Below are 15,026 nucleotides of genomic sequence, written 5' to 3' on the forward strand. Positions count from 1 at the left end.
GCCGCATCAGCGGTTAGCCTGGTCCGATGTGTGTGCCGGCGGCCGGGTGTCGCCCCGGCCGATGCGCGCACCAGCAATCGCCTCTCGGAAGGACCCGGAGAGAAATGCCTCCCAAGAAGAAGAAGATCACGGGGCTCATCAAGCTCCAGATCAACGCCGGTGCGGCCAACCCGGCGCCGCCGGTCGGCCCCGCGCTCGGTCAGCACGGCGTCAACATCATGGAGTTCTGCAAGGCCTACAACGCTGCGACCGAGTCGCAGCGCGGCATGATCGTGCCGGTGGAGATCACGGTCTACGACGACCGCTCCTTCACCTTCATCACGAAGACGCCGCCGGCCGCGCGCCTCATCCTGAAGGCCGCCGGCGTGGACAAGGGCTCCAGCGAGCCGCACAAGACCAAGGTCGCGAAGCTCACCAGCGCCCAGGTCCGCGAGATCGCCACCGTGAAGCTCCCCGACCTGAACGCCAACGACCTGGACGCGGCGGCGAAGATCATCGCCGGCACCGCCCGGTCGATGGGCATCACCGTCGAGGGCTGATCAGCCCAGTCGTCCCCGTGGTAGGGCCCAGCGCGGCCCGTTCCCACCACGAACTCCATCACCTCCAGGAGACGCAGTGAAGCGCAGCAAGGCTCTCAAGGCCGCGGACGCCAAGGTCGACCGCAGCCGCATCTACGCCCCGCTCGAGGCCGTCCGCCTCGCCCGCGAGACGTCCACCACCAAGTTCGACGCGACCGTCGAGATCGCCATGCGCCTGGGTGTCGACCCGCGCAAGGCCGACCAGATGGTCCGCAGCACCGTGATCCTCCCGCACGGCACCGGTAAGACCGCCCGGGTCCTGGTCTTCGCGACCGGCGACCGTGCCGAGGCCGCGCGTGCTGCAGGCGCCGACATCGTCGGCTCCGACGAGCTCATCGACGAGGTCGCCAAGGGCCGCCTCGACTTCGACGCCGTCGTCGCCACCCCGGACCTCATGGGCAAGGTCGGCCGCCTCGGCCGCGTGCTCGGCCCCCGTGGCCTGATGCCGAACCCGAAGACCGGCACCGTCACCCCCGATGTCGTGAAGGCCGTCAACGACATCAAGGGCGGCAAGATCGAGTTCCGCGTCGACAAGCACTCGAACCTGCACCTGATCATCGGTAAGGCCTCCTTCACCGACGAGCAGCTGGTCGAGAACTACGGCGCCGCGCTCGACGAGGTCCTCCGGAGCAAGCCGGCCGCTGCCAAGGGCCGCTACATCAAGAAGATCGCCTTCTCGACCACCATGGGCCCCGGCATCCTGGTGGACCCGAACCGCACCCGCAACCTCCTCGTCGAGGAGGACCCGGCCGCCGTCTGAGCCCCCGTGCTCCGACCGTAGCCGCGTCCTGTGCGCAGGCGCAGTCCGTCCCGACGGGCCCGCACCCTCTCCGGCAGAGGGCGCGGGCCCGTCGGCGTACGCCCGCCGGACCACGGGGCCCCCGGACCGGCGGGCGCACGGCATGACAGGGTGGGCACCCGGACACACGGCACCCGGGCACACCGCGGACGGCACACGGCGGACGGCACACGGAGGGAGGCGGCGGCATGGCGCCACGGAAGGCCCGCAGGGCGGCCACGGCCACGGCCCTCGTCCTGCTGCTGACCGCCTGCGGCGGCGGCCACGGCGGCACGTCCGCGGCGTCGCCCAGCGCCACGGCCGACCCCACCGTCCTCGCCACCCCGACCGACCGCTCCCCGCACGGGGTGCTGCTCGCCGCCCAGCTGGCGATGCACACCGCCCGCCGGGCGCGGTTCGGCGGCAACCTCGGGAGCGACTCGGTGGCGGGCCTGCTCTTCTGGGCGCCGAAGACGGTGCTCCAGCTGAAGCGCCCCGGCACCACCGAGCAGCTCGTCGTGCTCGACACCACCGCCTACCGCGGCGGGGACACCGCCACCGCGGCGCTGCTCGGCGGCCCGCACTGGCGGAAGTACACCGGGCCGGCGGGACCGGGCGGCGAGCTCACCGTGCCGTACGCGGACACCGTCGACCGGCTCAGCCCGCTGGTGGCCGTCACGGCGGCCGCCACCGCGGCGGCCCCGGAGCGGGTCGGCGAGGAGGAGCTCGACGACACCGCGGTCGAGCACTACCGGGTGGCCCTCACGGCCGCGGACTACGCCGGCGCGCAGGTCCTGCTGACACCCGCCCGCCGCGAGGCCCTGCGGGCGGCGCTGGGCGGCGACGGCGTGGTCACGCTGGACCTGTGGCTGAACGACCGCGACCAGGTCGTCCAGCTGCACCGCACCGGGTCCGGCACGGCCGGCCGGGTCGACGACACGCTGCGGTTCGAGGACTTCGGGGGGCCGCTCTCCGTCCAGGCCCCGGCGGAGGCCGACACCTGGGACGCCGCCGGCCGGAGCCTGCCCCCGCTGTAGCCGCGGTGCCCGCCGTGGGCGATTTGGCCACGGCCCGGGGTGTCGGTTACGGTGGTGTCTGCCAAAGACCGCTGGTTGTTGCCCTGCCTTCGCAAGGAGGACGGGCGACCGAAGGATCTGCGAATTGCCGCAGACGGCCCGCGCAGGAGTGTTTGGAGCTTGGACTTCCGTCCGTCGCGATTCGTCGCGCCCGGCCGTCGAGGTCGATGGAGCCCCGTGCGCCTGCGCACTGGGGCTCTCACTGTTTTTGCTGAGGCTTCCTTCCGGCCGGTGTGTCGAGGCGTTGCATGGTCGACTGCTCCATGGTCGGCCCGACTTCGACATCACGGAAGGAGGCGTAAGCCTATGGCAAGGCCCGACAAGGCTGCTGACGTCGCGGAGATCACGGACAAGTTCCGTGCCTCGAACGCGGCCGTGCTGACCGAGTACCGCGGTCTGACGGTGAAGCAGATGAAGAATCTGCGTCGCTCGCTGGGGGAGAACGCCCAGTACGCCGTGGTGAAGAACACGCTGACCAAGATCGCGGCCAACGAGGCCGGGATCTCCGAGCTGGACGACCTGTTCGCGGGTCCGACGGCTGTCGCCTTCGTCACCGGTGACCCGGTGGAGTCGGCGAAGGCTCTGCGTGACTTCGCCAAGGAGAACCCCGCTCTCATCATCAAGGGCGGTGTCCTTGACGGTAAGGCGCTGTCCGCCGATGAGATCAAGAAGCTCGCGGACCTCGAGTCCCGCGAGGTGCTGCTCGCCAAGCTGGCCGGCGGCCTGAAGGCGTCCATGGCCAAGGCCGCGGCGACCTTCCAGGCTCCGCTGGTGGAGTTCGTCCGCACCGCCGAGGCGCTGCGGGCGAAGGTCGAGCAGGGCGGTGCCGGTACGCCGGCTCCCGCCGCCGAGGACGAGGCCGCGGAGTAGTTCCGCGGGCTCCTGCCTCGCTGCGGGCCCGTACGCCCGCCATCCCGTACATCCGGCACCACCTGCCGATTTAGTGGAAGGACGCCACCATGGCGAAGCTGTCCCAGGACGAGCTGCTCGCGCAGTTCGAGACCCTGACCCTCATCGAGCTCTCCGAGTTCGTGAAGGCGTTCGAGGAGAAGTTCGACGTCAAGGCTGCCGCCCCGGTCGCCATCGCCGGCGGTCCGGTTGCCCCGGTCGCCGAGGCCGTCGAGGAGCAGGACGAGTTCGACGTCGTCCTCGAGTCCGCCGGTGACAAGAAGATCCAGGTCATCAAGGAGGTGCGCGCCCTGACCTCCCTCGGCCTGAAGGAGGCCAAGGACCTCGTTGACGGCACCCCCGCCGTCGTCCTGGAGAAGGTTGCCAAGGACGCCGCGGAGAAGGCCAAGGCCGCCCTTGAGGGCGCCGGCGCCAAGGTCACCGTCAAGTGACTCCACGCCCCCTCCGAGGGGGCGTACGGCCGGGCCGGTCACCCTTCGGGGTGGCCGGCCCGGCCTTTTTGCGTTCCGGGGCCCTCCGAGGGCCCCGCACGGGCCCGGCCGGGGCGTCCGGAGCCCCGCCGGGAGCCGGCGCCGCCCGCGCCCCCGGGGGCTCGCCGCACCCGCCCGCAGCGCACCCGGCCCCTGTCGGTGGCGGCGGGTAGGGTGATCACCGTCACCGTGCACGCCCCCGACCACGGACTCTGTAACGCCGCCGGAGCCCGGAGCGATGAGGTGCACGAGGTCCGCACTGCGGTGGGGGCCTTGACGAGCGGGAGCAGGCGCGCGATTCTCGATTCGCGCGCCGCACTCGGAGACGTCCGCCCCGGTTGGAGCGGCCCTGGATGCATATTCAGAGGCCCCAGCGGGAAGTGACTCCGAGTAGAGGTGCGGTGGTCCGGGTGTTCCCGGGCCACTGGGTTGTACGAAAGCAGGGGCACCCCTGCGCACCGCCCCCCGGGAGGGGGTTCGGGGCGTACGGGATGCGACCGGAGGGAGTGTCCGATTCGGTCTCCGAATCAGGGCTTGTCAGCAGTGTCGCCATTGGCTACACTGTCCCTTTGCGCTGCCTGTTAGCTGCTCCGTGACTCGTCGCCCGGAGTCTGCGCTGCCCTGTTGGGGTCTGGCACCGCCTCCGTAGACCGGTTCCGACCTGGGGATTCATCCTCCGGCCGGGCAGGTGTCCGGAGGTGGGATCGGCTCCCGTCATGGCCCGGCCGGTACGCGCGTAGTGAGCTCCGAGCCCTCGGAAGGACCCCCCTCTTGGCCGCGCCGCGCAACGCCTCGAACAATTCCGCCGCATCCACCGCCCCGCTCCGCGTCTCGTTCGCGAAGATCAAGGAGCCCCTTGAGGTCCCGAACCTCCTGGCCCTGCAGACCGAGAGCTTTGACTGGCTGCTCGGCAATGCGGCCTGGAAGTCCCGGGTCGAGGCGGCACTGGACAGTGGTCAGGACGTCCCCACGAAGTCCGGTCTGGAGGAGATCTTCGAGGAGATCTCCCCGATCGAGGACTTCAGCGGGTCGATGTCGCTGACCTTCCGCGACCACCGTTTCGAGCCGCCGAAGAACTCCATTGACGAGTGCAAGGACCGCGACTTCACGTTCGCGGCCCCGCTCTTCGTCACGGCCGAGTTCACCAACAACGAGACCGGTGAGATCAAGTCCCAGACGGTCTTCATGGGCGACTTCCCGCTCATGACCCACAAGGGCACGTTCGTGATCAACGGCACCGAGCGCGTCGTCGTGTCGCAGCTGGTCCGTTCCCCCGGCGTGTACTTCGACTCCACCCTGGACAAGGTGTCCGACAAGGACATCTACTCCGCCAAGATCATCCCCTCCCGCGGTGCCTGGCTGGAGATGGAGATCGACAAGCGCGACATGGTCGGTGTCCGCATCGACCGCAAGCGCAAGCAGTCGGTCACCGTCCTCCTCAAGGCCCTCGGCTGGACCACCGAGATGATCCTGGAGGAGTTCGGCGAGTACGAGTCGATGCGCGCCACCCTGGAGAAGGACCACACCCAGGGCCAGGACGACGCGCTCCTCGACATCTACCGCAAGCTGCGCCCCGGCGAGCCGCCCACGCGTGAGGCCGCGCAGACGCTGCTCGAGAACCTCTACTTCAACCCGAAGCGCTACGACCTCGCGAAGGTCGGCCGCTACAAGGTCAACCGGAAGCTCGGCAACGGCGAGTCCCTGGACTCCGGCGTGCTCACCGAGCCCGACATCATCAACACCATCAAGTACCTGGTGAAGCTGCATGCCGGCGAGACCGACTGGCGCGACGACGAGGGCCGCGACATCGTCATCGAGGTCGACGACATCGACCACTTCGGCAACCGGCGCCTGCGCAACGTCGGCGAGCTGATCCAGAACCAGGTCCGTACGGGTCTCGCCCGCATGGAGCGCGTCGTGCGCGAGCGCATGACCACCCAGGACGTCGAGGCGATCACGCCGCAGACCCTGATCAACATCCGGCCGGTCGTCGCCTCCATCAAGGAGTTCTTCGGCACCAGCCAGCTGTCGCAGTTCATGGACCAGACGAACCCGCTGTCGGGCCTGACCCACAAGCGCCGTCTGTCCGCGCTCGGCCCCGGTGGTCTGTCCCGCGAGCGGGCCGGCTTCGAGGTCCGTGACGTGCACCCCTCGCACTACGGCCGCATGTGTCCGATCGAGACCCCCGAAGGCCCGAACATCGGTCTGATCGGCTCGCTCGCGTCGTACGGCCGGGTGAACGCCTTCGGCTTCATCGAGACCCCGTACCGCAAGGTCATCGACGGTGTCGTCACCGAGCAGGTCGACTACCTCACCGCCGACGAGGAGGACCGCTACGTCATCGCGCAGGCCAACGCCCCGCTCACCGCGGAGCTGACCTTCGCGGAGCCGCGCGTCCTCGTCCGCCGCCGCGGCGGCGAGATCGACTACATCCCCGGCACCGAGATCGACTACATGGACGTCTCGCCGCGCCAGATGGTGTCGGTCGCGACCGCCATGATCCCGTTCCTGGAGCACGACGACGCCAACCGCGCGCTCATGGGCTCGAACATGATGCGCCAGGCCGTGCCGCTGCTGAAGAGCGAGGCACCGCTGGTCGGCACCGGCATGGAGTACCGCTGCGCCGTCGACGCCGCCGACGTCATCACCGCCGAGAAGTCCGGCGTGGTGCAGGAGGTCTCGGCCGACTACGTCACCGTGGCGAACGACGACGGCACGTACACCACGTACCGCGCCGCCAAGTTCACCCGCTCGAACCAGGGCACCGCCTTCAACCAGAAGGTGCTCGTGGACGAGGGCGCCCGGGTGGAGGTCAACCAGGTGCTGGCCGACGGCCCCTGCACCGACGAGGGCGAGATGGCCCTCGGCAAGAACCTCCTCGTGGCGTTCATGTCGTGGGAGGGCCACAACTACGAGGACGCGATCATCCTGTCGCAGCGCCTCGTGCAGGACGACGTCCTCTCCTCGATCCACATCGAGGAGCACGAGGTCGACGCCCGTGACACCAAGCTGGGCCCCGAGGAGATCACCCGGGACATCCCGAACGTCTCCGAGGAGGTCCTCGCCGACCTCGACGAGCGCGGCATCATCCGCATCGGCGCGGACGTCGTCACCGGCGACATCCTGGTCGGCAAGGTCACGCCCAAGGGCGAGACCGAGCTGACCCCGGAGGAGCGCCTGCTCCGCGCGATCTTCGGCGAGAAGGCCCGCGAGGTCCGCGACACCTCGCTGAAGGTGCCGCACGGCGAGTCCGGCAAGGTCATCGGCGTCCGCGTCTTCGACCGCGAGGAGGGCGACGAGCTGCCCCCCGGCGTCAACCAGCTCGTCCGCGTCTACGTGGCCCAGAAGCGCAAGATCACCAACGGTGACAAGCTCGCCGGCCGCCACGGCAACAAGGGCGTCATCTCGAAGATCCTGCCGGTCGAGGACATGCCGTTCCTGGAGGACGGCACCCCGGTCGACATCATCCTCAACCCGCTGGGTGTCCCGTCCCGCATGAACCCGGGACAGGTGCTGGAGATCCACCTCGGCTGGCTCTCGAAGCAGGGCTGGGACGTCTCCGGCCTCGCGGAGGAGTGGGCCCAGCGCCTCCAGGCGATCGGCGCGGACAAGGTCGAGGGCGGCACCAACCTCGCCACCCCGGTCTTCGACGGCGCCCGCGAGGACGAGATCACCGGCCTGCTGGACCACACCACGCTCACCCGTGACGGCGAGCGCCTGGTGAACTCCACCGGCAAGGCCCGGCTGTACGACGGCCGCTCCGGCGAGCCGTTCCCGATGCCGGTCTCGGTCGGCTACATGTACATCCTCAAGCTGCACCACCTGGTCGACGACAAGCTCCACGCCCGTTCGACCGGCCCGTACTCGATGATCACCCAGCAGCCGCTCGGTGGTAAGGCGCAGTTCGGTGGTCAGCGATTCGGTGAGATGGAGGTGTGGGCCCTCGAAGCGTACGGAGCCGCGTACGCGCTGCAGGAGCTGCTCACCATCAAGTCCGACGACGTCCTCGGCCGTGTGAAGGTCTACGAGGCCATCGTCAAGGGCGAGAACATCCCCGAGCCCGGCATTCCCGAGTCCTTCAAGGTCCTCATCAAGGAAATGCAGTCGCTCTGCCTCAACGTGGAGGTGCTGTCCTCGGACGGCCAGTCCATCGAGATGCGCGACTCCGACGAAGACGTGTTCCGCGCCGCCGAGGAGCTCGGCATTGACCTGTCCCGGCGCGAGCCGAGCAGCGTCGAAGAGGTCTGACGGAGGTGGGGCCGGCTGCCCCTGAACCAGGCAGCCGGCCCGCCCCCAGGCCCCCCTCAGACCACAGACAAACTCTCGAATCACGAAAGAGGGCTTGACGACCAGTGCTTGACGTCAACTTCTTCGACGAGCTCCGCATCGGCCTGGCCACCGCCGACGACATCCGCCAGTGGTCCCACGGCGAGGTCAAGAAGCCGGAGACCATCAACTACCGCACCCTGAAGCCCGAGAAGGACGGACTCTTCTGCGAGAAGATCTTCGGCCCCACCCGGGACTGGGAGTGCTACTGCGGCAAGTACAAGCGCGTCCGCTTCAAGGGCATCATCTGTGAGCGCTGCGGCGTCGAGGTGACCCGCGCCAAGGTGCGCCGCGAGCGGATGGGCCACATCGAGCTCGCCGCCCCGGTCACCCACATCTGGTACTTCAAGGGTGTCCCGTCCCGCCTGGGCTACCTGCTCGACCTGGCGCCGAAGGACCTCGAGAAGGTCATCTACTTCGCCGCCTACATGATCACCTGGGTCGACGACGAGCGCCGCCAGCGCGACCTGCCCTCCCTGGAGGCGCACGTCTCCGTCGAGCGGCAGCAGATCGAGAACCGCCGCGACGCCGACCTCGAAGGCCGTGCCAAGAAGGCCGAGACCGACCTGGCCGAGCTGGAGGCCGAGGGCGCCAAGGCCGACGTCCGCCGCAAGGTCCGCGAGGGCGCCGAGCGTGAGATGAAGCAGCTCCGCGACCGTGCCCAGCGCGAGCTGGACCGCCTCGACGAGGTGTGGAGCCGCTTCAAGAACCTCAAGGTCCAGGACCTGGAGGGCGACGAGCTGCTCTACCGCGAGCTCCGCGACCGCTTCGGCACGTACTTCTCCGGCTCGATGGGCGCCGCGGCGCTCAAGGACCGCCTGGAGTCCTTCGACCTGGCGGAGGAGTCCGAGCGCCTCCGCGAGATCATCCGCACCGGCAAGGGCCAGAAGAAGACCCGCGCGCTCAAGCGCCTCAAGGTCGTCTCCGCGTTCCTGCAGACCACCAACAAGCCCAAGGGCATGGTGCTGGACTGCGTCCCGGTCATCCCGCCGGACCTGCGTCCGATGGTGCAGCTGGACGGCGGCCGCTTCGCGACCTCCGACCTGAACGACCTGTACCGCCGCGTCATCAACCGCAACAACCGCCTGAAGCGCCTCCTCGACCTCGGTGCCCCCGAGATCATCGTGAACAACGAGAAGCGCATGCTCCAGGAGGCCGTCGACGCGCTCTTCGACAACGGCCGCCGCGGCCGCCCGGTCACGGGCCCCGGCAACCGTCCGCTGAAGTCGCTCTCCGACATGCTCAAGGGCAAGCAGGGTCGTTTCCGCCAGAACCTGCTCGGCAAGCGCGTCGACTACTCGGCCCGTTCGGTCATCGTCGTCGGCCCGCAGCTCAAGCTGCACCAGTGCGGCCTGCCCAAGGCCATGGCGCTGGAACTCTTCAAGCCGTTCGTGATGAAGCGCCTGGTCGACCTGAACCACGCGCAGAACATCAAGTCGGCCAAGCGCATGGTCGAGCGCGCCCGCCCGGTCGTGTGGGACGTCCTCGAAGAGGTCATCGCCGAGCACCCGGTGCTGCTGAACCGCGCGCCCACCCTGCACCGCCTCGGCATCCAGGCCTTCGAGCCCCAGCTGGTCGAGGGCAAGGCCATCCAGATCCACCCGCTCGTCTGCACCGCGTTCAACGCGGACTTCGACGGTGACCAGATGGCCGTCCACCTGCCGCTCTCCGCGGAGGCGCAGGCCGAGGCCCGCATCCTGATGCTGTCCTCGAACAACATCCTGAAGCCGGCCGACGGCCGCCCGGTCACCATGCCGACCCAGGACATGGTGCTCGGTCTGTTCTTCCTCACCTCGGACCGCGACGAGGTGAAGGGCGCCGGCCGCTCCTTCTCCTCCACCGCCGAGGCGATCATGGCCTTCGACGCCCGCGAGCTGGACGTCCAGGCCCCGATCGAGCTGCGCCTGCCCGCCGGCACGGTGCCGCCGCGCGGCTGGACCGCCCCGGTCGACGAGGACGGCCAGACCACCTGGTTCGAGGGCGAGCCCTTCCGGCTCACCACGACCCTGGGCCGCGCGCTCTTCAACGAGCTGCTGCCCGAGGACTACCCGTTCGTCGACTACGAGATCGGCAAGAAGCAGCTCTCGGCCATCGTCAACGACCTGGCGGAGCGCTACCCCAAGGTCACCGTCGCCGCGACGCTCGACAACCTGAAGGCCTCCGGCTTCCACTGGTCGACCCGTTCCGGCGTCACCGTCTCGATCTCCGACGTCGTCGTCCCGCCGAGCAAGCCCCAGATCCTCGAGGGCTACGAGGCGCAGGCGGAGAAGGTCCAGCGGCAGTACGAGCGCGGCCTGATCACCAACGACGAGCGCAAGAGCGAGCTCATCGGCATCTGGACCCGGGCGACCAACGAGGTCGCCGAGGCCATGAACGCGAACTTCCCGAAGACCAACCCCATCTTCATGATGGTGGACTCGGGTGCGCGCGGAAACATGATGCAGATGCGTCAGATCGCCGGTATGCGTGGTCTGGTCTCGAACGCCAAGAACGAGACGATCCCGCGTCCCATCAAGGCCTCGTTCCGTGAGGGCCTGTCCGTGCTGGAGTACTTCATCTCCACCCACGGTGCCCGTAAGGGCCTCGCCGACACCGCCCTGCGCACCGCCGACTCCGGCTACCTCACCCGTCGTCTGGTCGACGTCTCCCAGGACGTCATCATCCGCGAGGAGGACTGCGGCACCGAGCGCGGCCTCAAGCTGGCGATCGGCACGGTCGGTGCCGACGGCGTCCTGCGCAAGACGGACGACGTCGAGACCAGCGTCTACGCCCGCATGCTCGCCGAGGACATCACCGTCGACGGCAAGCTGCTGGCCACGGTCAACACCGACCTCGGCGACGTCCTGATCGACGAGCTGATCCGCCACAACATCGGCGAGGTCAAGACCCGCTCGATCCTCACCTGCGAGTCCGCGGTCGGCACCTGCGCCATGTGCTACGGCCGTTCGCTGGCCACGGGCAAGCTGGTCGACATCGGTGAGGCGGTCGGCATCATCGCCGCCCAGTCCATCGGTGAGCCCGGCACCCAGCTGACCATGCGCACCTTCCACACCGGTGGTGTGGCCGGTGACGACATCACCCAGGGTCTGCCCCGTGTCGTCGAGCTCTTCGAGGCCCGTACCCCCAAGGGTGTGGCCCCGATCTCGGAGGCCGCGGGCCGGGTCCGCATCGAGGACACCGAGAAGACCCGCAAGGTCGTCGTCACCCCCGACGACGGCAGCGACGAGATCGCCTACCCGGTCTCCAAGCGCGTGAAGCTGCTGGTCTCCGAGGGCGAGGCGGTGGAGGTCGGCCAGAAGCTGACCGTCGGTGCCACCAACCCGCACGACGTCCTGCGCATCATGGGCCAGCGTGCCGTCCAGATCCACCTGGTGGCCGAGGTCCAGAAGGTCTACAACTCGCAGGGCGTGTCGATCCACGACAAGCACATCGAGATCATCATCCGGCAGATGCTCCGCCGCGTGACGATCATCGAGTCGGGCGACGCCGAGCTGCTCCCGGGCGAGCTCGTCGAGCGCGGCCGCTTCGAGACCGAGAACCGTCGCGTGGTCTCCGAGAGCGGTCACCCCGCCTCGGGCCGTCCGCAGCTGATGGGTATCACCAAGGCCTCGCTGGCCACCGAGTCCTGGCTGTCGGCCGCCTCCTTCCAGGAGACGACCCGGGTGCTCACCGACGCGGCGATCCACGCCAAGTCGGACCCGCTGCTGGGCCTCAAGGAGAACGTCATCCTCGGCAAGCTCATCCCGGCCGGTACGGGTCTGCCCCGCTACCGCAACATCCGGGTCGAGCCGACCGAGGAGGCCAAGGCCGCGATGTACTCGGCCGTCGGCTACGACGACTACGACCTGTCGCCCTTCGGCGCCGGCTCCGGCCAGGCGGTCCCGCTGGACGACTACGACTACGGCCCGTACAGCGGCTGACGGTCAGGTCACGAGCGCAGGGCGGTCACCCCGGAAGGGGTGGCCGCCCTGCGGCGTTCCCGCCCCGGCCCAGGGCCGCCCGGACGGGTCCGCCGCGCAGCCGGTGCGTCCGGTCAGCGCATCCGGAAGACCGGCCCGCGGGCGGTGAACGGCAGCACCGCCCCGTGGGGGACGAGGTAGGCGTGCTCGCGGCGCACCCGCAGCACGTCGCACCAGCCGTCGGTGACGACCAGCACCGGCGCGGTGGACGGGAAGTCCTCGGCACGCTCCAGCAGGTCGACGCCGGGCTGCAGCACGGTGCCGCCCCGGCCGCGGATCCGCACCCGGCCGGCGATGTCCTCGGCGGGCAGGTACCCCGCGTCGTACGCGGCGGCGTCGCAGAACACGACACGGGCGGCGGTGACGTCACGGGCCGCGGCGTACGAGGCGATCGCGCCGAGCGCCTTGCCCAGCAGCACCCGGCTCATCGAGCCGGAGGTGTCGAGCACCACGCCGAAGGTGCAGCGGGCGACCTCCTCCTCCGGCCGGTACCGGCCGGCCCGCGGGACGCCGGGCGTGGACGCCTGCCGGCGCGAGGGGCGGGCGTAGCTCCGGACGGTCCGCGGCGACGGGACGAACTCGTCGAACCAGCGGGCGAGGCGCGCGTCCCACGGGAGCGGGGGATGGGCGAGGGCACGGATCTCCTCCACCAGCCCGGCGGGCAGCAGGCCGCGGTCGTCGCGCCGGTGCAGGTCGAAGCCCTGCTGGAGGCCGCGCCGGTAGAAGGCGTCCAGGTCGACGTAGTCGCGCGGGGGGCCCAGCGGCTCGCCCAGCACGTCCGGGCGGCCCTTGCCGGCGAGGGTGGCCAGCCGCCGGATCCGCCGCTCGTCGCGGACGACGCGGTCGTACACCTCCTCGGCGGACAGCCCCTTGAGCTGCGGGTCGTGCAGCAGCCCGCCCGGCATGGTGCCGACGCCCATCTCCAGCAGCCAGCCGTTGACGACGTAGTCGCAGGCGACGTTGAAGAGGTACGGGTCACGCGCCCCGCAGCGTTCGCCGTGCCGCAGCGCGGCGTGCAGCATCTCGTGGCCCAGGACGAAGCGCCACTCCTCGTCGGTGAACCGCAGCAGCGGGTTGACGTAGATCTCGCCGGCCGCGGTGTTGACGGCGGCCACGGAGATGCCGTGGGCGCGGGCGAGTTCGGCGTCGGCGACAAGGGTGAGCCCGGCCGCGATGCCGCCGAGCAGCGGGTAGGAGGACACGAACCAGGAGAGTGCGCGGTCCCAGGGCCGGACCGGCAGCCCTGCCGCGGTGAGCCCGCCGGAGCGCCCGCCCGCGGCGTCCATGGCGGCGGAGACGGTGCGGGTGAGGGCGGCGGCGAACGCGGCCGTCCAGTCCGGCGGGTCGACGTGCGGATGCCAGGGCACCAGCCGCTGGTCGGGTCCGTGCGGCCCGGCGGTGCCCGGCACGGGCGGCAGGTCCCCGCGCCGCCGTCGGGCGGCGAGCTCCTCCTCGTCGCCGGCCGGCACCACGGGCACCTCGTACGGGGCCCGGCCGAGCGGGAACCCCGCCTGGAAGCGGTGCACGACCGCGCAGCGGGCCGCCAGGTCGTCCGCGTCGGGGCCGGTGCGGCTGCCGTGCGCGGCGGGCACGTGGCCGAAGCCCAGGTGCAGCAGGCAGTGCGCCAGCACCCAGGCCCACTCGGCGGGTTCGGCCCGGCGGCGGACGTTCACGTGCACGGCGCCGTTCGAGTCGACGGCCGCCCAGCCGCCGGCCGGGGCGCAGGCCTCCTCCCGGCAGACGTCGCCGCCCACGGCGGCGAGCGCAGGGTTGCCCCGCACCGCCGCCAGGCCCGCGGTGAACGCCTCCAGCGCGGGGTCGGGCCTCGGCTCCGGCACGCGGGAGCGGGCCCTCACCGGCGGGCCTCGACCAGCCTGGGCAGGTCGCGCGCGGCCTCGACCAGGAACCACGACGGCAGCACCGGGTTGCCGTCCGACCCGTCCGCGATGACCGTCTGGGCGACCTCGACGGAGATCTCCGCGAGCTGCACGAGCAGCGACTTCGCCCGGAAGGCCGTCTGCCGCAGCGCGGGGGAGGCCTGCTCCTTGCGGGCCGGCAGCTCCTTCGCCAGCCGCCCGCGGAAACCGTCGGCCAGGTAGTACAGCAGGTCGCGGTCCTCCGGCCGGTGCGGCCAGCGGGCGTCGCCCCTGAGGATGGCGTCCAGACCGTACGCGTGCCGCACGATCTTGGCGTAGCCGCAGAACGCCACCGCGTGCGACGGGGAGAGCAGGCCGTGGGCGAGCACCGCGAGCGTCTGCTCGTCCACGTCCGGGCCGAAGGAGTGCAGCGCGTCCGACAGCATGTGCCAGGACCGGGGGGTGGAGAACGGCTCCTCCGTCTTCGGCGGCGCCGACCACAGGTGGTCCGGACGGTCCGCCAGGTGGTCCAGCACCCACGGGTGGACGCCGCTCCCCGCCGCCCACCGGAGCCAGTCGGTCGCACTGGCCCGCAGGTGCACGTGCACCAGCCGGTTGACCAGCGCCGACGCCATCGGCCGGGCCAGCGCCCCGTCGGTCGCCCGGTTGCCCGCACCGATCACGATCGAGCCGGGCGGCAGCTCGTACGAGCCGATCCGGCGGTCCAGGATCAGCGAGTAGAAGGCCTTCTGCACGTCCGGGGAGGCCGCGTTGAGCTCGTCGAGGAACAGGCAGTACGGGGTGTCACGGGCGATCGACTCCGGCGGGCAGAACCGCGACCGGCCGTCCGGGGTGATCTGCGGGACACCCACGAGATCCTCCGGCGCCAGCTGCGTGCCGATCAGGCTGACGCACTCCAGGCCCAGCGAGTCGGCGAACTCCCGTACCAGCGACGACTTCCCGATGCCCGGGGCGCCCCACAGGAAGACCGGCCGGGTGATCGCCAGACCCAGCAGCAGCTCGGGCACCTGGGACGGCGAGACGGTGACGGCACCCTGCACGGGACTCCTTCGA

The 15,026-nt window shown here is 70.4% G+C and carries 9 protein-coding genes; 7 read left to right on the forward strand and 2 right to left on the reverse strand.

Annotation, left to right across the window (positions count from 1 at the left end):
• Window positions 1-104: 104 nt before the first annotated feature.
• From rplK to SNE206_RS09815, 7 genes are all read left to right on the forward strand, one after another.
• Window positions 105-539: a 50S ribosomal protein L11 gene (gene rplK, locus SNE206_RS09785; RefSeq protein ID WP_407912981.1), complete on the forward strand. Its 435-nt coding sequence runs from the start codon at window positions 105-107 to the stop codon at window positions 537-539.
• Window positions 540-615: 76 nt separating this feature from the next.
• Window positions 616-1,338, forward strand: a complete 723-nt coding sequence (gene rplA / locus SNE206_RS09790; RefSeq protein ID WP_405012858.1) for a 50S ribosomal protein L1 — start codon at window positions 616-618, stop codon at window positions 1,336-1,338.
• 227 nt (window positions 1,339-1,565) lie between these two features.
• Complete coding sequence (locus tag SNE206_RS09795) at window positions 1,566-2,393, forward strand: hypothetical protein (protein WP_407912982.1); 828 nt, start codon at window positions 1,566-1,568, stop codon at window positions 2,391-2,393.
• Window positions 2,394-2,738: 345 nt separating this feature from the next.
• Entirely contained in the window at window positions 2,739-3,302 is a 564-nt protein-coding gene (rplJ, locus tag SNE206_RS09800) for a 50S ribosomal protein L10 (RefSeq protein WP_407912983.1), read from the forward strand.
• A gap of 89 nt (window positions 3,303-3,391) precedes the next feature.
• Window positions 3,392-3,772, forward strand: a complete 381-nt coding sequence (gene rplL, locus SNE206_RS09805; RefSeq protein ID WP_407912984.1) for a 50S ribosomal protein L7/L12 — start codon at window positions 3,392-3,394, stop codon at window positions 3,770-3,772.
• Between the two features lie 810 nt (window positions 3,773-4,582).
• A complete protein-coding gene (gene rpoB, locus SNE206_RS09810) occupies window positions 4,583-8,059 on the forward strand; it encodes a DNA-directed RNA polymerase subunit beta (protein WP_407912985.1) in 3,477 nt (1,158 codons plus the stop codon).
• A 104-nt stretch (window positions 8,060-8,163) separates the two neighbouring features.
• Window positions 8,164-12,057 carry a DNA-directed RNA polymerase subunit beta' gene (locus SNE206_RS09815; RefSeq protein ID WP_407912986.1) on the forward strand — a complete coding sequence of 1,298 codons (3,894 nt, stop codon included), beginning with the start codon at window positions 8,164-8,166 and terminating at the stop codon, window positions 12,055-12,057.
• 113 nt (window positions 12,058-12,170) lie between these two features.
• On the opposite strand, the gene SNE206_RS09820 is transcribed toward SNE206_RS09815, so the two are convergent.
• Both SNE206_RS09820 and SNE206_RS09825 read right to left on the reverse strand, forming a co-directional pair.
• Window positions 12,171-13,934 (reverse strand): DUF2201 family putative metallopeptidase, encoded by a 1,764-nt coding sequence (locus SNE206_RS09820; protein WP_407912987.1) that lies wholly within the window; start codon window positions 13,932-13,934, stop codon window positions 12,171-12,173.
• A 14-nt stretch (window positions 13,935-13,948) separates the two neighbouring features.
• Window positions 13,949-15,013 (reverse strand): ATP-binding protein, encoded by a 1,065-nt coding sequence (locus SNE206_RS09825; protein ID WP_407912988.1) that lies wholly within the window; start codon window positions 15,011-15,013, stop codon window positions 13,949-13,951.
• Between the last annotated feature and the right edge of the window lie 13 nt (window positions 15,014-15,026).

Source organism: Kitasatospora sp. NE20-6 (genome assembly GCF_045862635.1).

Bases quoted from the DNA above. Each gene is read 5' to 3' on its own strand.
- rplK (WP_407912981.1), top strand. From the start codon at position 105: ATGCCTCCCAAGAAGAAGAAGATCACGGGGCTCATCAAGCTCCAGATC.
- SNE206_RS09795 (WP_407912982.1), top strand. From the start codon at position 1,566: ATGGCGCCACGGAAGGCCCGCAGGGCGGCCACGGCCACGGCCCTCGTC.
- rplL (WP_407912984.1), top strand. From the start codon at position 3,392: ATGGCGAAGCTGTCCCAGGACGAGCTGCTCGCGCAGTTCGAGACCCTG.
- rplJ (WP_407912983.1), top strand. From the start codon at position 2,739: ATGGCAAGGCCCGACAAGGCTGCTGACGTCGCGGAGATCACGGACAAG.